The 21344-nt window shown below is 46.6% G+C and carries 15 protein-coding genes; 6 read left to right on the forward strand and 9 right to left on the reverse strand.

Translation table 11 applies throughout. The features are described from left to right. From IDJ76_RS09965 to IDJ76_RS09980, 4 genes are all read left to right on the forward strand, one after another. A partial coding sequence (locus IDJ76_RS09965) for a PIG-L family deacetylase (RefSeq protein ID WP_191163177.1) occupies positions 1-1240 on the forward strand: 1240 nt, incomplete at its 5' end. 115 nt (positions 1241-1355) lie between these two features. Beyond that, entirely contained in the window at positions 1356-2471 is a 1116-nt protein-coding gene (locus IDJ76_RS09970; RefSeq protein WP_191163178.1) for an acyltransferase family protein, read from the forward strand. Between the two features lie 5 nt (positions 2472-2476). Then, complete coding sequence (locus IDJ76_RS09975) at positions 2477-2950, forward strand: DUF2059 domain-containing protein (protein WP_191163179.1); 474 nt, start codon at positions 2477-2479, stop codon at positions 2948-2950. A 59-nt stretch (positions 2951-3009) separates the two neighbouring features. Further along, a complete protein-coding gene (locus IDJ76_RS09980) occupies positions 3010-5892 on the forward strand; it encodes a M16 family metallopeptidase (RefSeq protein ID WP_191163180.1) in 2883 nt (960 codons plus the stop codon). 66 nt (positions 5893-5958) lie between these two features. On the opposite strand, the gene IDJ76_RS09985 is transcribed toward IDJ76_RS09980, so the two are convergent. Further along, complete coding sequence (locus tag IDJ76_RS09985; protein WP_191163181.1) at positions 5959-6639, reverse strand: hypothetical protein; 681 nt, start codon at positions 6637-6639, stop codon at positions 5959-5961. Between the two features lie 70 nt (positions 6640-6709). Here IDJ76_RS09985 and IDJ76_RS09990 point away from each other — a divergent pair, with 70 nt between their 5' ends. Further along, entirely contained in the window at positions 6710-9334 is a 2625-nt protein-coding gene (locus tag IDJ76_RS09990; RefSeq protein ID WP_191163182.1) for a ligase-associated DNA damage response DEXH box helicase, read from the forward strand. 75 nt (positions 9335-9409) lie between these two features. Here IDJ76_RS09990 and infB read toward each other — a convergent pair whose 3' ends face one another. From infB to IDJ76_RS10015, 5 genes are all read right to left on the reverse strand, one after another. Next, on the reverse strand, positions 9410-12394 hold the full coding sequence (gene infB / locus IDJ76_RS09995) for a translation initiation factor IF-2 (protein WP_191163183.1): 2985 nt from the start codon (positions 12392-12394) through the stop codon (positions 9410-9412). Positions 12395-12453: 59 nt separating this feature from the next. After that, positions 12454-13689, reverse strand: coding sequence for a transcription termination factor NusA (gene nusA / locus IDJ76_RS10000; protein WP_191163184.1), 1236 nt, complete (start codon positions 13687-13689; stop codon positions 12454-12456). 3 nt (positions 13690-13692) lie between these two features. Then, a complete protein-coding gene (gene rimP / locus IDJ76_RS10005) occupies positions 13693-14157 on the reverse strand; it encodes a ribosome assembly cofactor RimP (RefSeq protein WP_191163185.1) in 465 nt (154 codons plus the stop codon). A 137-nt stretch (positions 14158-14294) separates the two neighbouring features. Further along, the gene (locus IDJ76_RS10010) at positions 14295-14714 is read right to left on the reverse strand and encodes a hypothetical protein (RefSeq protein ID WP_191163186.1); all 420 of its coding nucleotides are present in this window, start codon (positions 14712-14714) and stop codon (positions 14295-14297) included. After that, complete coding sequence (locus tag IDJ76_RS10015; protein ID WP_191163187.1) at positions 14715-17132, reverse strand: S9 family peptidase; 2418 nt, start codon at positions 17130-17132, stop codon at positions 14715-14717. An 80-nt stretch (positions 17133-17212) separates the two neighbouring features. On the opposite strand from IDJ76_RS10015, the gene IDJ76_RS10020 reads away from it, so the two are divergent. Beyond that, positions 17213-17728 carry a GNAT family N-acetyltransferase gene (locus IDJ76_RS10020; protein ID WP_191163188.1) on the forward strand — a complete coding sequence of 172 codons (516 nt, stop codon included), beginning with the start codon at positions 17213-17215 and terminating at the stop codon, positions 17726-17728. Between the two features lie 10 nt (positions 17729-17738). Here IDJ76_RS10020 and IDJ76_RS10025 read toward each other — a convergent pair whose 3' ends face one another. From IDJ76_RS10025 to IDJ76_RS10035, 3 genes are all read right to left on the reverse strand, one after another. Further along, entirely contained in the window at positions 17739-18362 is a 624-nt protein-coding gene (locus IDJ76_RS10025) for a thiamine phosphate synthase (RefSeq protein ID WP_191163189.1), read from the reverse strand. 135 nt (positions 18363-18497) lie between these two features. Next, on the reverse strand, positions 18498-20156 hold the full coding sequence (gene pafA, locus IDJ76_RS10030) for an alkaline phosphatase PafA (RefSeq protein WP_191163190.1): 1659 nt from the start codon (positions 20154-20156) through the stop codon (positions 18498-18500). A 92-nt stretch (positions 20157-20248) separates the two neighbouring features. Then, a complete protein-coding gene (locus IDJ76_RS10035) occupies positions 20249-21343 on the reverse strand; it encodes an acyl-CoA dehydrogenase family protein (RefSeq protein WP_191163191.1) in 1095 nt (364 codons plus the stop codon). Position 21344 lies beyond the last annotated feature (1 nt).

A 21344-nucleotide genomic window follows, 5' to 3' on the forward strand; every position in this document is an offset into this window, starting at 1 on the left:
AAAAGCGGTAGAGGGCGAGATCTCGGGCGAGGTGCCCGCTACCTTCCTGCAGCTGTCTGATAATGTGGAGTTTGTTTTGGATGCGGATGCGGCTTCTGCCCTGACCCGTTTTGATACACCCTGGCTGGTGAAGGATTGTGTGTGGGACAACCTGCTGAAGAAAAAGGCGGTGATCTGGCTATCGGAAGCCGTGGGCAAGCCTATTTTGAAATTAACCGAAGAGGATTACAATAATCATGGCATGGCTCAGCTGGCCGTGGAGCAGGGGCCGGTTTACGAGATCAACATCGATATCTTTAACCAGGTACAGCATACCATTACCGGATGGCCGGGGGGGAAGCCGGGCGCGGATGATTCTCAAAGGCCGGAGCGTGCCGAGCCTGCTCACAAGCGCTCTATCGTTTTCTCTCCTCACCCGGATGATGATGTGATCTCCATGGGGGGTACATTCATTCGTCTGGTGGACCAGGGGCATGATGTGCATGTGGCTTACCAAACTTCGGGCAATACGGCTGTATGGGATGATGATGTTTTACGCTACATGGAGTTCGCTATTGATTTTAAGGCGAGTGTGGGCGAGGATACGGCTAAACTGAAGGGGATTTATGAGGATATGCGCCGGTTTATCGGTACCAAACTGCCTAACCAGGTCGATACGCCGGAGATCCGCGATGTGAAGGGTTTTATCCGAAAGACGGAGGCCATCTCGGGTGCCCGCTTCGCGGGGCTGCCCGACAGCAATATTCATTTCCAGGCGTTGCCTTTTTATGAAACGGGTAAAACCAAGAAGAATGCCGTGGGCGAAGAGGATATTTTGTTAACCATGGAGCTGCTTAAAAAGATCAGGCCGCACCAGGTGTTTGCCGCGGGTGATTTTGCCGACCCGAACGGGACGCATATCGTTTGTTTTAACATCATCATTGCGGCTTTACGCAGGTTAAGGGAAACCGAGGACTGGGTAAACGATTGCTGGATGTGGTTATACCGCGGTGCCTGGCAGGAGTTCCCTACGCATGAGATCGAGATGGCGGTGCCTTTGTCGCCTGCCGAGGTTTTGCACAAGCGTAACGCGATCTTTAAACACCAATCTCAGAAGGACCGCCCGGTATTCCCCGGTGATGATGCCCGCGAGTTTTGGGTGCGTGCCGAAGACCGTAACCGCGAAACAGCCCAATGTTATGATAAGCTTGGTTTAGCAGAGTATGCCGCCATGGAGGCTTTTGTCAGGTACGAATTTTAAGAACTAAGTAAACCATGTCATTGCGAGGAGCGATACCGACGTAGCAATCTCAATATGCCCGCTTGTCCTATGAGATTGCTACGCTATCGCTCGCAATACATCTGAAATATTCAACATGACTGAAACAATCTTTACCAAAAACCCAAGACTCCTATCCCTCGATGTCTTTCGCGGGGCTACCATTGCTTTTATGATATTGGTAAATGATCCCGGTGATTGGGGGCATATCTACGCGCCGCTGGAGCATTCCGAATGGAACGGTTGTACCCCTACCGACTTGGTGTTCCCATTTTTCCTGTTTATGGTAGGCGTTTCCATTGTTTACTCTATGGAAAGCAAAAAGGAGAATGGGGCCGGGCATGGTAAAATTATACTGACCGCGCTGCGCCGTACGGTGATCCTGCTGCTCATCACCTGGAGTATGCAACTCATCCTGCGCTGGAATTTTGACCTAGCACACATGCGCCTGCCGGGGGTATTGCCGCGCATCGGGCTGGTGTACTTTATCTGTACTATTATCTATTTAAAAACATCGCAAAAAAGCCGCGACTGGATCTTTGCCGGGGTACTTCTCGGCTATTATATCATCATGACGTTTATCCCGGTGCCCGGGGTGGGCTACCCTAACCTTAATCCCGAAACTAATATGGGTGCTTGGGTAGACCGCCTGGTATTCACTACCGACCACCTTTGGAAATCATCCAAAACGTGGGACCCGGAAGGCTTGCTGGGTACATTACCGGCCATCGGTACGGGGCTGTTCGGCATCCGCGTGGGCAGCTGGCTAAAACGTAAAGACCGAGACGACAGCGTAAAGGTAAGCTGGATGTTTACCTATGGTGTTATCGCTGTAGTTGTTGCCCTCATCTGGGATTTGTTTTTCCCCATTAACAAAGCATTGTGGACAAGCTCGTTCGTGCTTTACACCGGCGGTTTGGCTACTATCGGGCTGGCTATTTGCTTCTGGCTGATAGACGTACAGGGGCATAAACGCTTCACCTATCCGTTTGTGGTATTCGGCGCCAATGCCATTACTGCGTATGTGCTCGCAGGTTTTATCCCCCATTATTTTAATTTAATCAAAATAGGCGGTAAATCTGTCTACCAGACTTTGTTTGTACCCTACCTTTCGCCGGTGAACGCATCGTTGGCGGGCGCAATTTTAATTGTGCTAATATTATGGCTGGTAATGTGGGTGTTGTATCTTCGTAAAATCTTTGTTAAGATTTAAAAGATATGAAATTGAGACTTCTCATCGCCCTGCTGTTTATCTGTTCGATAGTTACGGCACAAACTACCGTTACCACAACCATCATCACTCCTGCACACTTAAAAGCAGCCGAGGATGCCCTTGTTGCATCGGGCGCTGGCGCGCAGATGAAAGAGAATATTACCTCGATGGTAAAACAGGCCGCAACAGGTGTGCCTGATGATAAGAAAGGCAAGTTCATGGAGATCATGAACGGCTTTATGAACAAGTATATGAACTGGGATTTGCTGAAAGACCAGATGGCCGCCATGTATGCACAGGAATTTACCGAAAAAGAATTGAAAGACCTCACCACCTTTTACTTATCACCTTTAGGCAAAAAACTCAATCAAAAGCAACCTATCCTGTTTCAAAAGGGTGCGCTGATGGGCCAGCAAACGGTTACCGCCCACCAGGCCGAATTGCAGCAGTTAATGCAGGATGCTTTTAAGGAACAATAAACAATTTGCAACTAAGAAATTCGTTTAGCATCTTAGTACCTTATCCCCACAATTAAACTATGAACTTTAACAGGATATTTTCTGTAGCCGCAATAACCCTTGTAATTGCATCGGGCAGTACATTTGCCCAGGTTAAAAAGAAACCGGCAACATCACTCAAAACCAAACCGGCAGCCGCAGCAGCCAAACCGCCAAGCAACAACACATTACCGATAGACAGAGATGTACTCATTGGCAAATTACCCAACGGATTAACTTACTACATCCGCCATAACGAACAGCCAAAAAACCGCGCCGAACTATACCTGGTAAATAAGGCAGGATCGATATTAGAAACCGACGCGCAACAGGGCTTGGCCCACTTTACCGAACATATGGCCTTTAACGGCACGCGCGATTACCCAAAGAATGACCTGGTGAATTACCTTCAAAAATCAGGCATTCGTTTTGGTGCCGATTTGAATGCTTACACCTCATTTGATGAAACGGTATACCAATTACCTGTACCTACAGATAGTGCTACGGTATTCAAAAAGGGCTTTAACATACTGGCCAACTGGGCGGGCTATGTAACCTTCGACCCCGTCGAGATAGATAAGGAACGCGGTGTTGTTTTAGAAGAAGAACGGCTTCGGGGCCGCAACGCTCAGGAGCGTTTAAGTCAGCAAACATTGCCTGTTTTATTAAGTAATTCCCGGTATGCATCGCGCTTGCCAATTGGTAAAGAAAGTGTTATTAAAGGTTTTGACGCACCAACCATTAAGGCATTTTATGCCGATTGGTACCGCCCGGACTTACAGGCAGTGGTAGCCGTTGGCGATTTCGACGTAAAAGAAGTGGAGGGCCTGATCAAAGCAAATTTCTCGGCGTTAAAAAACCCTGTGGGCGAAAAGCTGCGCGTGCAGTACACCGTGCCGCCAACGCCGGGCACCGCGGTAAAAATTGTTACCGATAAGGAATTCCCCTACACACTTGCTCAAATTGTTGTAAAACACCCTCAAGCCGTAGTTAACTCTATAACCAGTTACATACAGAGTATGAGGATAAACCTTTTTAACTATATGCTGGGCGAGCGTTTGACCGAACTTTTACAAAAACCGGAGCCACCGTTTTTATACGGCAAATCTACCTATGCCGGTTTATTGGGCAAACAGGATGCATTCTCGTCGATAGTGGTTGCCAAACCAGGCGATCTTGAAAATGCTGTAAAAACCATTGTGGCAGAAACTGAGCGCGCACGTAAATTCGGCTTTACCATAACCGAACTGGAACGCGCCAAACAAGCCGCGCTGGTACAGGTAACAAATAGCTATAATGAACGCGACAAAACCAACTCAACCAATTTTGTGCGTGAATATCAGGCTAACTTTTTAATCGGCGAAGCTATCCCCGGTATTATATTCGAATATGCGTTCTACGCAAGTAATATCAGCGAGATATCGTTACCGCAAATGAATGCCCTGGCAGCCAAACTCATCACCGACCAAAACCGGGTTGTAATTGTGGAAGCGCCAGAGAAAGACAAGGATAAATTACCCACCGAAAAAACTATTTTAGACTGGGTAAACAACGCGGGGAAAAATGTTACAGCTTATGTAGATAACGTAACCTCAAAACCGCTGATGGAAAAAGCACCGGAAGGTGGCAAAGTGGTTAGCGAAACTGTTGATACCGCCATTGCAACAACAACTTATGTGTTGAATAACGGACTTAAGGTAATTTTAAAACCAACACAATTTAAAAACGACCAGATACTGATCAACGGGAACAGTTTTGGCGGTACATCATTAGCCAGCGATGCCGACTTTACATCCGCTAACCTAGCAGCTCCTATTATTGGAAATAGCGGTGTCGGCGATTTTAACCAGGGCCAGTTAGATAAAACGCTTGCCGGTAAAAGCCTGCATGTACAGCCTTACATCAGCGATATATCGCAGGGCATAACCGCCAATGCTTCGCCCCGTGATTTTGAGACCGCTATGCAATTGATCTACCTTTATTTTACCCAGCCGCGTAAGGATAAAGACATCTGGCAAGGCAACATCAATCAAACCAGATCAATTCTGGCCACCCGCGGGGTAGATCCGGGCAGTGTTTTCCAGGATACGATTGCTGCCGTTTTAAACAACCACAACTTCCGCGCGATGGTTACTACGCCCGAAAGATTGAACGCTGTTAGCCTGGATAAGGCCTATAGCTTTTATAAAGATCGTTTTGCCGATGCCAGCGCCTTTACTTTTACATTGGTGGGCAACTTTACCCCCGAGGATATTAAGCCCTATCTGGAGGCTTACCTGGGCAGCCTGCCATCAACAAACAAAAAAGAAACCTATAAAGACCTGCGCATGTATCCAACACCGGGCTTGATCACTAAAGTGGTTAACAAAGGGATTGATGATAAGGCTACCGTGCAATTGGTGTTTAGTGGTGCTTACGATTTCAACGAGGCTAACAATATCCAATTAGATGCGCTGGAGGAGATACTGAACATCAAATTAACTGAACGCTTGCGCGAACAGGAAAGCAGCACCTACGCGCCGGGCGTACGTATCAACTATGTTAAAATACCAAGCAACAGATACACCGTCACTATTTATTTTAGCTGTGCTGAAGCTAATGTAGATAAGCTGATTACAGCCACGCTGGATGAGATTACCAAGCTTAAAACTACCGGTGCCTTACCTGCCGATATCGGTAAATTTGTTGCCGAAGAAGCGCGGTCGACCCAATCACAATTAAAGGAGAATGTTTTTTGGGCGGGCTACCTTGCAGGCGCTGCGCAAAACCAACAGGATCCGGATAATATTTTATATCATGTTAAAAATCTGGAGCAGATTACCGTGGCCAGCACCAAAGCTACCGCTAACAAATACCTGGACATGAACAATTTCATTAAACTGATCCTATTACCCGAAAAGAAGGCAGCTGCCGAAACTAAATAAGGCATTAACTTCAATGATACAGCAAATAAAGAGGCCGCTCTATTTTTTGGAAGCGGCTTCTTTGTTTTAGTTCATATTTAAATAAGACCCCGCCGCATCACCGGGCTTTTGGATAATCACCCCTACACATTTATTAGTGGTCGGGTCAACTTCAAATGAAATCCCTTTGGCAATATCGTCATACACGTTCATTGTTTTACCACCGGCTTTATGATCATTACCCGGCTTTACCGCGTGTTGTTGTTTGATCTGCGCAAGTGTGCTACCAACACCAATCCCCGCAGCTGTCTTGAAATAAGGCGATGTTACTAAAATGCGTTTCACATATTGGAAAATATCATCCTTCCCATTATAGTTATGGCACGAAAAAATGCTGGTTTTGTAACCCGCTTTATTGTGCCCTGCATACCAAACAGCCAGTGCGCTGCCCATTGCCGCGTCAGAACTATCGGGTTTGCCAAACCGGTTATAAACATTTTCCATACTCTCGTTAATGATGCTTTGCCCAATGCTTTTACCGGGGATGATCAATTGCGTCGGCGTGGTCACATCGCCGGTTTCTTCAGCACCAGCAGGTTTGCTTACCGTATCAGTGGTTTTCGCCGAATCGGCAGGCTCTGTTTTCATAATCAACGCGCTATCTGCCGCTTTTAAAGCCGGCAGGTTGGTAGCCGGTTGAGGCTTCGGTTTACAGGCATTCGCCGAGATGGCAATAACCGTGATGAGCAAGTATTTTGAGCAATTCATTTCGTAACAATTTATATTATTTACAGTTGATAGTTATAACCCCAAACAGGGTATATTGTTGGCAACACACATGGGCACTAAAGGGCAAAAGGTAATACAGGCTTGGTATAAACAAAAGGACTGGAAGCAGTTTCCGTTTCAAAAAGAAATGGAAGCTGCATACCTGTCTGGCTTTTCAGGATTGCTGAATGCTCCTACCGGCAGCGGTAAAACATTCGCTTTGTTCCTGCCCTTCCTGGCAGAGTTTATAAATAAATATCCCGATACCTACACCACGCAAAAAAATAATGGTTTATTGATGTTATGGATAACGCCATTGCGTGCCTTAACCAACGATATCCGTAAAGCCATGCAAGAAGTATGCGACGAACTGGGGCTGCCCTGGCGCATTATGACCCGCACGGGCGATACATCGGCCGCAGAAAAGGCTGCATTAAAGCGAAAGTTGCCCGAGGTATTATTGACTACGCCCGAAAGCCTGCACCTGATGCTGGCGCAAAAAGAATATGCCAAAGTTTTCCAGGGCCTGCAAGTTTTTGTTTGCGACGAATGGCACGAGCTTTTAGGCACCAAACGTGGTGTGCAGGTAGAGCTGGGGTTGAGTAGGCTAAAAGGATTGGGAGCGGAGATTGGAGAACGGGGAGCGGTAAAAAATGACATATCGGCTGTTGATTCCCGCCAACCGATTCCCCACTCACCACTCACCTCTCGCCATTCTCGACTCAAAATCTGGGGTATATCAGCAACTATTGGTAATCTGGAGCAGGCCGCCGAGGTGCTGTTGGGTAACGAATTCCCGCCAGAGCAGGTCAGGATGGTGAGGGCCAATGTGGATAAGAAACTGCTGATCGAGTCGGTAATCCCAGAAAATATTGAGAATTACAGCTGGGCAGGGCACATAGGTGTAAAGCTATTACCACAAGTGATGGAGATTGTGGCGAAGAGTAAAACCACGCTGATATTTACCAATACACGCTCGCAAAGCGAAATCTGGTACCATGCCATTATAGATAACTACCCCGAGTATGCGGGAATTATGGCCATGCATCATGGATCTTTAGATAATGAATTGCGCAACTGGGTAGAACAAGCCCTACATGCCGAAATGCTCAAAGTGGTGGTATGTACATCGAGCTTAGACTTAGGGGTAGATTTTAGGCCGGTGGATACCGTGGTGCAGGTAGGCAGCCCCAAAGGGGTAGCCCGTTTTATGCAGCGCGCCGGGCGGAGCGGGCACCACCCCGGGGCGGTATCAAAGGCTTACTTTGTGCCCACCCATTCGTTAGAACTGCTGGAAGGCGCAGCGTTAAAGCAGGCCATTAAAAACGGCGTATTTGAAAGCCGCGACCCGATGCTGCTAACTTTTGATGTGCTGATACAGTATATGGTTACGCTGGCTGTATCTGACGGGTTTAGGGCCGACGCATTGTTTAAAGAGGTTAGATCGACCTTTGCCTTTGCCGATATGCGGCGCGATGAATTTAATCAGTTGCTTGATTTTATTACCAATGGTGGTAAAACCCTTGCCCAATACGATGAATTTTTAAAGGTGGAGGTAGAGAACGGCCTGTTTAAGGTGAACAATCGGCGCGTAGCCATGCGGCACCGTTTAAGTATTGGCACCATTACCAGCGAATTGAGTATCCGCGTAAAGTGGTTAAGCGGCGGCAGTTTAGGCACGCTGGAAGAGGGCTTTATCAGCAAGCTTAATCCCGGCAATACCTTTTGGTTTGCAGGCCGCAGTCTTGAGTTTATTAAGGTTAAGGATATGACGGCTTATGTCAAAAAATCAACCAAAACCAAGGGTTTGATCCCCAGCTGGGCAGGTGGCCGGATGCCGCTCTCTTCGCAGCTATCCGCGGTGTTTAGGGATAAGCTGGACGAGGTTGCGCACGGTATCGAAACAGATATTGAGGTAAAAGCGCTAAAACCGCTGTTTGAGTTGCAGGCTAAACTTTCGCATCTGCCGCAAAGCCATGAATTTTTGATAGAATCGTTTAAATCGCGAGAGGGTCACCATTTATTGTTTTACCCGTTTGAGGGCCGGTTAGTACACGAAGGGATGGCAAGCCTATTGGCTTTCCGCCTCTCTAAGATAAGGCCCGCCAGTTTCTCTATCGCCATGAATGATTATGGTTTCGAGTTACTGGCCGACGAAGATATCCCTATTGAGGAAGCTTTGGAAGACACCGCATTCTTTTCGATAGATAACCTGATAGACGATATCCAAAACAGTTTAAATGCCAATGAAATGGCCCGGCGGCGGTTTAGGGATATCGCCCATATCGGCGGGCTGGTGTTTACCGGCTACCCGGGCCAGCAGGTAAAAAACAAACATTTACAGGCCTCGACCTCGCTATTATTCGAGGTATTTAACGAGTATGAACCAGATAACTTATTGGTGCGGCAGGCTTACAACGAGGCGTTGGCTTTCCAATTGGAAGAGTTTAGATTACGGGCAGCATTACAGCGCATCCAAACGCAAAGTATTATACTAAAAGTTATTGAAAGGCCTACCCCCTTCGCTTTTCCGATATTAGTAGATAGCCTTGGTCGTGAAAAGCTCACTACGGAAACTATGGAAGAGCGGATTGCCAAAATGGCCCGCCGTTACAGCGTTGACGAAGCAGATGCCGAAAAGATAGCACCAAAACCGCCGCGCCGCGTTGGTGTAACCCGTAAAAAAGGCTTTTAACAATTCAAACTTTAAGGCACAAAAAAAGAGGGCGATTAAATAACCGCCCTCTGTAATATTTGATAAACTAACCGATTAGGCCAATTTGCGTTTTACTTCCACGTTTTCGTAAGCCTCCACAATATCCCCTACTTCAATGTTGTTGTAGTTGGCAATGTTTAAACCACACTCATAATTGGTGGCCACTTCTTTCACATCGTCTTTGAAACGTTTTAGTGAAGCCAGCTCACCGGTATGGATCACAACACCATCGCGAACGATACGGATCTTGCTATTACGGTTGATCTTACCATCTAATACCATACAACCTGCAATAGTACCCACCTTACTGATCTTGAAGGTTTCGCGGATCTCTACATTCGCAACGATCTTCTCTTCGAACGTTGGTGCAAGCATACCTTCCATCGCCGCCTTGATCTCGTTGATCGCATCGTAAATGATAGAGTATAACCTGATATCGATCTGCTCGGCTTCGGCCAGTTTACGTGCTCCACCCGATGGGCGTACCTGGAAACCGATAATGATCGCATCTGATGCAGAGGCTAACAATACGTCGCTTTCAGAGATCTGACCAACTGCCTTAGAAATGATATTCACCTGGATCTGCTCGGTAGACAGTTTCAATAATGAATCCGATAAGGCTTCGATAGAACCATCCACGTCACCCTTAACAATAATGTTAAGTTCCTTAAAGTTACCAACTGCCAAACGACGACCGATTTCATCAAGTGTAATGTGTTTCTGTGTACGTAAGCCTTGCTCGCGCTGTAATTGTAAGCGTTTGTTTGCAATTTCACGTGCTTCAACTTCGCTTTCTAATGCGTTAAATTTATCGCCCGCTGTAGGCGCGCCCTGCATACCCAACACCTGTACCGGCGTAGATGGCCCTGCAGACTCAACCCTTTGGCCACGCTCATTAGTCAATGCCTTAACACGACCACTATAGCAACCAGCCAAGATAGGATCGCCTACTTTTAAGCGGCCTGCCTGTACTAAAATGGTGGTAACAATACCACGGCCTTTATCCAGTGCAGCTTCAATTACAGTACCTACCGCGCGTTTATTAGGGTTGGCTTTCAGCTCGAGCAATTCTGCCTCAAGCAATACCTTCTCTAACAACAACTCAATATTTAAACCGGTTTTTGCTGATATTTCTTGTGTTTGATATTTACCTCCCCACTCTTCAACCAAAATATTCATGGCTGATAATTGCTCACGTACCTTATCGGCGTTAGCACCCGGCCTGTCAATTTTATTGAAAGCGAAGATGATTGGTGCACCTGCAGCCTGCGCGTGGTTTATCGCCTCGCGCGTTTGCGGCATCACGCTATCATCAGCAGCGATTACAATAATTACAATATCTGTAACCTGTGCGCCCCTGGCACGCATAGCGGTAAACGCTTCGTGGCCCGGTGTATCCAGGAATGTAATTTTTCCTTTATCATCCGGCAAGGTTACTTCGTAAGCGCCGATGTGCTGGGTGATACCACCCGCTTCGCCGCCTATTACGTTTGTCTTGCGGATAAAATCCAGTAAAGATGTTTTACCGTGGTCAACGTGGCCCATGATGGTCACAATTGGTGCACGCGGTACTAACTCATCTTCGTTATCTTCCTGGTCAAGATTGGCTTCTTCGTCCTGTGGTTTCACAAACTCAACCTGGTAGCCAAATTCGTCGGCAACAATACTGAGGGTTTCGGCATCCAAACGTTGGTTGATCGATACGAACATACCCAAACTCATACAAGTTGAGATAATTTGTGTTACCGATACATCCATCATCAAAGCCAACTCGTTTGCCGTAACAAACTCTGTAACCCTTAATACTTTCGACTGTGCATCCTGCTCCATTGCCAGTTCTTCGGCAGTTGCAGCAACATCATCACGTTTTTGACGACGGAATTTAGCACGCTGGGCAAACTTACCGCTCTTACCTGCACCGCTTAAGCGTGCAAGTGTAGCCTTAATCTGGTCTTGTATATCCTTTTCTGTAGGTTCTTCTTTAGGGCCTGTGCTTGCAGGTGGCCTGCCGCCTCTAAAATCGGGACGGTTACCGCCGCCACCCGGAGGGCCTGCTGGTCTGTTCCTGAAATCGGGACGGTTAGGATTAATGGTGCCGCTTGGCGGGGCCTGCTGGCCTGTGCCTTGCCCACCACCCTGCTGATCTTTACGTTTACGTTTGCGTTTCTGATCGGCTGCGTTACCTGCCGCGTTTGATGAAGATGCAACCGGATTACGCTTAGGTGCATTAACCGGCAACTGGATCTTGCCTATAATTTTGGGCCCGCTTAAACGCTCTGCACTCGCGCGGATCACGTCGTCACCTTCTTCGGCAACAGCTGCAGTAGGTTCTGTTTCCGCTACCTTTAGTGTCTCAACAGCCGGTGCTGGTGTATCTGCAACGGGTTCAGCCGCCTTTGGTGTCTCAACAACAGGTGCGGGTTTCTCTGCAACCGGCTCAGGTGCCTTGGGTGGCTCAACAACGGGTGCAGGTTTCTCTGCAACAGGCTCGGGTGCCTTCAGTACCTCAACAACAGGTGCAGGTTTCTCTGCAACAGGTTCGGGAACTTTTGGGGCCTCTACCACAGGCGCAGGTTTCTCTGCAACAGGTGCTTTTGCACCTAAATTATCAAGGTCTATCTTACCAATTACCTTAACGCCCGGCAGCGCATCACTGCGCTCGTCGGTTTTGGCTTGGATCGGCTCAGCCGGCTTTGGTTTTTCAACCTGCGGCGAACTAAAGTGGCCCGTGTTTTTGATCAAAATTTCCTCGTTCTCGAAATCTCTTGAACGACGTGGCTGCTCTGCAGGGCGATCAGACGTTTGCACGCCTTCTTCCTTACGGATGTTACCTATCTTGATCTGTTTGGCCTCCTCCTTAATAATTTTATCTACAGCAAATTCCTTCAACAGGGTTGTGTACATATCGTTATCCAGCTTGGCCATAGGCTGCTTATCAACCTTGTAACCTTTAGTAGCTAAGAAATCGACAATGGTACCCATACCAATGTTCAGTTCTTTTACTGCTTTTATTAATTTTATGGATTTGTCTTCTGACATTTATTAAATTTTCTCTCTAATTATCGCAAAAATACGATTTTTTATTCGTGTTATTTCGTTTATTCAAATTCCGATTGCAGAATTGATAAAACTTCTTTTACTGTTTCCTCTTCCAGATCAGTACGCTTCACTAACTCACCCACAGATAATGCCAATACAGATTTCGCAGTATCGAGACCTATACGTTTAAATTCGTCTAAGATCCAGCTATCGATCTCGTCAGAGAATTCTTCGATATCCACATCCTCGTCATGCTCATCAGCCTCACGGTACACATCAATTTCATACCCTGTCAATTTACCTGCCAGTTTAATGTTATGACCACCACGGCCAATAGCCAATGACACCTGATCGGGCTTTAAATACACTGCAGCGGTCTTTTTATCATCATCTAATTTTATAGAGGTGATCTTAGCCGGCGATAATGCGCGCTGAATGTATAGCTGAATATTGTTTGTGAAGTTAATTACATCAATATTTTCATTCTTCAACTCGCGTACGATACCGTGGATACGTGACCCTTTCATACCCACACAGGCACCAACCGGGTCTATGCGGTCATCGTACGATTCAACAGCTACCTTGGCACGCTCGCCCGGTTCGCGAACAATCTTTTTAATGGTGATGAGCCCGTCGAAAATTTCGGGTACTTCCATTTCAAATAAACGTTGCAAAAACTCAGGTGCAGTACGTGATATGATGATCTTAGGGTTACTGTTCAGCATATCAACCTTGCTGATGATCGCCCTAACACTATCACCTTTTTTAAAGTAATCGGCAGGGATCTGCTCGGTTTTTGGCAATAAAAGCTCATTGCCCTCATCATCCAATACCAATGTTTCTTTTTTCCAAACCTGGTAAACTTCGCCTGTTACGATCTCGCCTACGCGGTCTTTGTATTTCTTAAAGATCTCGTCTTTCTCCAGTTCTAAAATTTTAGATACCAGGGTTTGGCGTGCCGCTAATATAGCACGGCGACCAAAGCTCTCTAAAGTGATCTGCTCAATAAAGTCGTCGCCAACCTCTAAATCAGGATCTATTGAGTGTGCTTCTTTCAACTCAATTTCCAGGTCATCATCCTCGCTAAAACCGTCTTCCATTACGGTACGGGTGCGCCAAATTTCCAAATCGCCGTTGTCTGTGTTCACAATAACGTCGCAATTCTCGTCGTTACCGTACTTTTTCCTGATCATGCTTCTGAAAACGTCTTCCAGAACGCTCATCATGGTTGGGCGGTCAATGTTCTTGAAATCTTTAAATTCCTGAAAAGAATCAATTAAATTAATATTGCTCATCTTCTACTTGAATGATATTAAAACTTTTGTTTCTGTTATTTTATCTGTAGGGATAGTGCTTTCAACAGTCTCAGCCTTTTTCCCTTTTTCCTTAATTATCTCAGCAATGGTTATCTCATCATCGCCCGCTATCAGCAATTCGCCTTCGCGTTTGGTGCCGTCGTCCATCTTAATAGCTAACGTGCGACCAATGTTCTTAGCATACTGCCTTTTCAATACCAGCGGGGTATCAATACCCGGCGATGATACTTCCAGGTTATAAGCCTCTTCTATCACATTATCTTCTTCCAGGTGGAAACCTACGTGCCTGCTTATGGTAGCGCAATCTGCAATTCCTATCCCGTTATCGCCGTCAACCAGCACAATTAGCTTACCGTTCGAGTGCATTTTTACATCCACTAAAAACAGATGGGGCATATCGGCAATTTTCTCTTCTACCAGCTCTGTTACCTTTTTTTCAATATTCATTATCGTAAAATTTTCCCTATATCCCGATCGTAAACAGGACGGATGATAATTTGATTGATAAAATAAAAGAGGGGACTAATCGCCCCCTCTTTTTTAATTTAGATGCAAATGTACAAAAAATAATTTATTCCAAATGCTTATTGCTTAAAAATCAAATCAGTAAAATATGTTCTACCCGGTTGAGTGCGGCCTTTCAGGTAGTCGGCAAGGGTTGCGCCCTCCCCTAAACGGTAGTTACGCACAAAGTAAACCTGCCCTGCTACAAAAGGGGTATCGGGCGTAAAAACAACAGAACTGTCTTTTAACTCGTATCTTCCGGGTTGCTCCGACTGGTAGTTTTTCATATCGGTATCGCGCGGCATGCGGTAAACGGGCACCAAACTTTGCCACTCTTGCGACGACGAGTCGCGGCCTATCTCCTGCATCACGGCGTAATCCAATCCTTTAAACTCTATCGAATGCTTATTATTGATCAGTTTGATTTGAATTGCCGCAGGGTGCCTGGCAGGGGTGCAGGCGGTGATGAAAAGTGATATAACGATTAGCGTTTTCTTCATCTATCGCCCTTTCAAATTGTCTTCAAATAGCTTAAAAATCCGGCTATACTCGTCCGTCCAGCTGCTGGGTTGTACAAAACCGTGGTCTTCTACCGGGTATGGGGCCAATTCCCAGTTACTTTTATGCAGCTCTATCAAACTCTGAGTAAGCCTTACAATATCCTGGAAGTTTACGTTCTGATCTACCATACCATGCGCCATTAGCAGGTGGCCTTTTAAGCCATCGGCAAAATAAATGGGCGAGCTTTGGCGATAGGCCTTCTCATCATCAAAAGGTTCGTTCAAGATGTTGGAGGTATAACCGTGGTTGTAATGAGCCCAATCGGTAACGGAGCGTAATGCGCCACCCGCTACAAAAACATCGGGCTGAGTAAATAATGCCATCAGCGTAATAAAGCCGCCGTACGAACCACCATATAAGCCCACATTTTTAGGATTTACGCCATATTTATCAACCAATAGTTTTACGCCGTCTACCTGGTCGGTCAGGTCGGCACCGCCCATGTGGCGGTAAATGCCGGTACGGATATCGCGCCCGTAGCCCGAGCTTGCGGTGTAATCGATATCCATAACGGTGTAGCCATTATCAACCAGCATGTTGTTAAACATATACTCGCGAAAATAGCTGCTCCACCAGTAATGCACGTTTTGCAAATAGCCGGCACCGTGCACAAATACTACGGCAGGTTTAGCCGGATCAGGTTTTTTGGGCAGGTACAAGCGTGCGTAAATATCCTTACCGTAACGGTTTTTGAAACTGATCACCTGCGGGTCTTTCCACGGGTATGATTTAAATTCATCAGTTACGGAGTTGCTTACCTGTACTGCCTTTGCACCAGGTTTGTTGGCCTGCAAATAGAGCTCCCAGGGTTTATTGGAATACGAGTAGCGGATGGCCAGCCATTTCTCATCGGGCGACAGGTCTATCTCGTTACCACCCTTCATCGAAGTGATCTTAACCGGCGCGCCACCCGTTACGGGGATACGGTAAAAATGCGTAATGCCGGGATGCTCGATATTTGCAGTAAAGTAAAACGTCTTTTTATCATTAGATAGGTGCAGGGTTTGCACCTCCCATTTACCCGCTGTTAATTGCTTTTTTGTGCCGCTTACCACATCAACCAAATATAGATGCGAGTAACCGCTGGCTTCGCTTTGATAGTAAAAATGAGTGTTATCCGTATAGCCTAAGCTGCCGCCTGCAAAGCTGCTGGTGCCGGGGCCGCCTATCCAGGCTTCGTCGCGCTGGCGGTCAAGTTGAGTTAGCTTACCTGTAGTGGGGTCAAGCTTCATAATCCAGCGGTCTTTATTATCTTGTGATTCTACCACAACAACGGCATTTTTTCCATCCTCGCTCCAAAAAGTAGCGCTGATGTCCACCTTGCGGTCGGCATTAGCTTTGGTACGGTCGGCCAGTTGTTTAGGGTAATCCTTAACATAATCGGGCAGATCTTTTATCCCTGGGATATTTTTGGTGATGATGCTATAAACGGTATCGCGCTGTTTATCAAAAATGTAGCTGCCAGATGTTGATTGCGGACTGCCTACCTTGGTACGGTTCTGAATATCTTCTGTATAGCCGGATGCGGTTACGTAATTAGGTACAATTGTATTTTTCGCACCTTCGGCAGCTTGTGTTAAACGGTAAGTAACGTAGCGACCATCCGGGCTTAACTGTGTTCCGCCTAAACGCTTATCACCTATGCTGATCTCTTTTAATTTTTCGGGCTGTGTTTCTTTTCGTTCTACCGAATCCAGCTTGCGGTTCTTATCATTTACTCTGATGATATCGAACAGCTCGAGCTGTTGTTTTTTTAACCAGCGTTCTTGCTCGTTGCCTGCCTGCGCCGCGCCGGCAGCGCCACCCCGCCTGCCGCCTAGGCCTCCTGTTGCAGGTGCCGAAGGGGTAGCCGCCGTTTTAACAAAATTGGTGAGCTGGGTTAATTCGCCTTTGGCCAGTTTTAACGCGAACAGGTCGTTATCATTTGTAAAGATGATACTTTGCTCATCCCCGCTGAATGTTGGGTTACTTTCTCTTACAGTGGTGTTTGTCAATTGAATAACCTTTCCCGATTTGATGGCCAGCAAGTAAATATCGCCGTTCTTTTCGTAAACTTTTAACGTGCCTTTATTATTCAATTTACCATTCTCCGGCACGATTACTTTACGGTCGGCCAGGTTCAAATCCTGCGGTTTTAGGTTAACAGTAGTAATGTAATACATCCCATCGCGCTCGGCCTTATCAGGGTTCCAGTTAAAGTAGATCTTCTTGCTATCATCGCTCCAGCGGATGTTTGAGGGCGAGGTGCCCATCCATTTAGGGTCGCGCATTATTTTTTCGACAGTGAGTTTTTCCAGTTTCTGGGCCGAAGCACTGACGAAAACAAGTAGTAAAAGAGGAGTAAAAAGTTTTTTCATATGGATCAAAGCAAGGCTCTTGCGGCTGCAATTTAACGTTTTAAGTAATATTACTATTTTTAACGATTGGATTGTTACAAATGGAAATAAAAGGCAACGGATTTATATTACGCGAATGGCAAGACAGCGACATAACTGAGCTGCAAAGATTGGCCAATAACCCAAAAATTGCGGCTAATTTATACGACCGTTTCCCATCGCCTTATACGATGGCTGATGCAAAGTTGTTTATCAATTTGAAAGCTAACGAAAACCCTGTAACCTCATTTGTAATTGAAATTGACGGGCTTTTTGCCGGGACAATTGGTATTGATTTCAGGACTGATGTATTTGCCCGGTCGCCTTTAATTGGTTATTGGCTGGGCGAAGATTATTGGGGCAAAGGCGTAATGACCGAAGCTTTGAAATTGATAACTGCTTATTTGTTCTCCCGGTTTAATATCATGTGCCTTCAGGCAGGGGTATTTAGCCGAAACCAAGCGTCTATGCGGGCATTGGAAAAGGCGGGGTATAGCAAACAGGGCGTGATAAAAGGCGCGATCTTTAAAAACGACGAAGTGTTGGACGAGCATATTTATGTAGCTTATAAACAATAAGCTTACACCATTAATAAATCTTTCTGTAAATTTCCTTTACCATCCCTGCGGGGTCGAGCGACAGGTTAACAGTTCCTGAAACCGCGATACCGTAAATGCCTGTCCGCATTAGTAATTCCACATCTTTAAGCTGGATACCGCCAACCGCTATTACCGGGAGATCTATTGGCTGCCGTTCTAAAAGGCGATAACCTTCATACCCTAAAAGCGGTTTATCGTTTGGCCGGGTATCGGTATGGGCAAAGGGGCCATAGCCGCAGTAATCAACCACGCCAGAGGCTTGAACTTTCAATAAACCTTCCAAAGTATAGGCAGAGGTGCCTAAGGTTTTTTCATCCGTTATCGCTTCGCGGATGGCTTTCAGATCAGCATTTAGATCTTCGAGATGAACGCCTTGTGCATCAACTTTGTCCAGCAGATGATATTGATTCGCTAAGATCAATGTTGCACCCCAATCATCGCAAATAGAGGCGATCTGGTGGATCTCGGGCAGCATCTCTTCGTCACTTTTGCTCATGCAGCGGTACTGAATCCAGTTGGCGCCGGCTTCGCAGGCTATTTGGGCTTGCTCCACATGGCTGCGGTTAGGTAGGTCCTGAGTAAGATAATGGAATTTGGAGATGTATTTTTTCATGATTGACATACGAATTTCACCAATTAGCACCAATTACACGAATTTTAAAACGGGCGAGCACTAAAATGACAAAGCCACAAATTGATTTGTGGCCTTGTATTGTACAATAACGATTGATCTCTGCTTACTAATCAACTACTTCAACACCTCGGCAATTGGCGTACCAATATTACCGTTTGGTGCCTGGATGTGCAAAAGTTGCGCTACCGTTGCAGCAATATCTGTCATGTGTGTTTCGCGGTTCAGGCTACCATGTTTAATGCCCCAACCCATAAACACCAATGGGATATGCGCATCATAAGGATTCCAGGTGCCATGTGTGGTGCCTGTTGCACCATGCCCCGAATACCATCCCGGTTTTAAGATGATCTGGATAGCTCCGCTACGATCGGCGTTGTAACCATTGATGATGCGGGTGCGTAATTCATCAGGGATGCTTGTTGTTGTGATGCGCTGCATATCTACCGCATAAGCAATTTCCGGTTGTTTTTGCAGGTAGTCAATACACTCGGCTTTAATACCTTCGGCGCTCAGGTTCTCTTTCCTGATGGCAGCATTGTTCAAGTTAACTTGGTAGTTGCCAAAATTCAGCACCAGGTTTTTAACTTTATATTTATCTTCCAGCAGTTTGTTGAGGCCGGTACGCGCGGCAGATTCGTTCCAAACGCCTGCAGGGATGTTATGATCGATCAGAAAGGTGGGGTTATGTGCTGCAGCGTGATCAGCTGTCAGGAAAACGCTGTAATTACCTTTACCAACTTTCGCATCCAGGTAAGAAAAGAATGCCGACAGGTCGTTATCTAACCGCAGGTAGGTATCTTCAATTTCTACAGAATTAGGACCGTATTGGTGCCCGATATAATCTGTTGACGACAGACTAACTGCCAGAAAATCGGTCACTGCATTTTTACCCAGGTTTTCGCCCTCTACGGTGGCTTTTGCCAGGTCGAGCGTCATTGTGTTTCCGTAAGGCGTACTGCGGATCATTCCCATTTTACCGTTATACAAGGCTGATGTTTTAACCGGGAGGGTTGGCGCGTCTGTGCCGGCAAATTTGCCTTCATATCTTGGGCTGTTATCCGGTGCGCTTTGTATATAAGTACCGATAGGGTAAAGCGCATTCCAGTCCTGTTTTAAGTATTTTTCGGCGGGTTTACTTGCATTGAACGCTTTCATCCAGTTGGGCAGGTCGGTCATGTAATAGGTGCTGGTGATCCAGTTGCCGGTAGCATCGTCAAACCAATAAGCGGCATTAGCTGCATGGCCGCCCGGCAAGATACCGCCGCGGTCTTTTAAAGCGATCCCGATCACTTTTGAACGGAAGTTGGTTGCTAAACGTAGCTCATCTGTAACTGTACTGGCCAATAGATTACGAGGCGACATTTTGCCGGCGATTGACGTACTTCCCACGCCAACAACGGTGCTGTCGTCCGTACAATACATTGATTTTCCCGTAGCCTGGATGGTCCAGTCGTTACCGGCAATACCGTGGATAGAAGGAACCGAACCTGTATAAACACAGGTATGCCCCGCAGCCGTAACGGTAGGGATATAAGGCACCAGCGTATTCTCGCAGGTAAAACCTTCGTTCAGCATGCGTTTAAAGCCTCCTGCCTGATAGCGGTCGTAAAAACGGTACAGATAATCCCAGCGCATCTGGTCGACCACCAAACCAACCACCAGCTTAGGGCGCAGCAAAGTTTGATTAACAGCAGCAGTTGTTTTTTTGGTTTGTGCCGATAAATTAAATACAGCGATGGCGAAGGTTAGGGTAAGCAGGGCTCTGATCTTCATTCTAAGTAATTTTGAGAAAGGCAAATATCATAAAAGCATTTAAAAATCAATGTGATTTTTGCGTTACCGTGGTGTTAAACCATTTCACGCCGCTATTCCAAAAAAGTAAGCAAAGCATGCTGACTGGCCGTATGCAGATCGCGCCATATCCGGTTGATCTCGGTATCGGGCGATGCCGCTAAAAGGCCACAATAGGGATAAAGCTCATCCACACACCCACGCGCTGTTTTGGCTAATACCCTGCTGGCGCTGCTAACTGCTTTTAACAAACCTTGGTTTTGCGCATCTTGCCAGGAGGCGTCCACAGCGGCAAAAAACGCAGTGCGGGCCTTGTTCAGCAAATCAGTGCAGGAGGTTAAGGCATCATTCATCACCAAAACATTAGCCCCGTTCACCCGCCGCAGGTTGGTTGCCTTATTTGCAAAGGCGGATACGCACAGATCCATAAAATGCACAGCCATGCCCGATAGGTTAGCCGCCAGCGTAGCTTCGGCCAGTTGCATAAAAGGGTAAATGTATAACTGTTCTTTAACTACAGCGGCATCAGGCTCTATTTCAAAGCAACGGCTTTTATCAACATACAGGTTGTTTATACTGTAAGCATCGCTGCCGGTAGCCATCATGCCGATATATTTCCAGCCTTTAAGTAGTTGCACATCGTTACGATCAATAACAAATGGCAGTATCAACGGCGCGCCATCTGCATTTAACATCGCACTATTATTACTTATAATTTCGCAATTAACAGTAATATGCGTGGCGTGGTGCACGCCACTGGCATATTTCCAGCTGCCATTGATCAGGTAGCCATTTCCGCTTACGGTAGCTGTGCCAGTTGCCGCACCGCTCCCTGCCAGGCAGGCTTTTTTATCATGATAAATTTCCCGAGCTAAATCCGGCTCCATGAACCCGCCGAACCAGCCTGCACCGCAGCATAATGTTACTACCCAGCCCAGGCTGCCATCGGCCCAGCTTAAGGCTTCTTCGGTTTTAACTAGTTCCGGCAGCGGGGTTTGTAAACCGCCATAGCTTGCAGGCGCTAATAAATTAAACCATTGCTGCTTATAAACCAATTCCAGCTGCGCCGGGTGAAGCTGGCCTAATGCTTCTGCCGCCGGGGCGTGCTCCCTGATCGTATTAACCCAATCAGAGCTTAATAATATGGATGGGTGGTGGATTTGACTCATC

Origin of the sequence: Mucilaginibacter glaciei, from assembly GCF_014773245.1 — a bacterium.
Lineage (GTDB): Bacteria > Bacteroidota > Bacteroidia > Sphingobacteriales > Sphingobacteriaceae > Mucilaginibacter > Mucilaginibacter glaciei.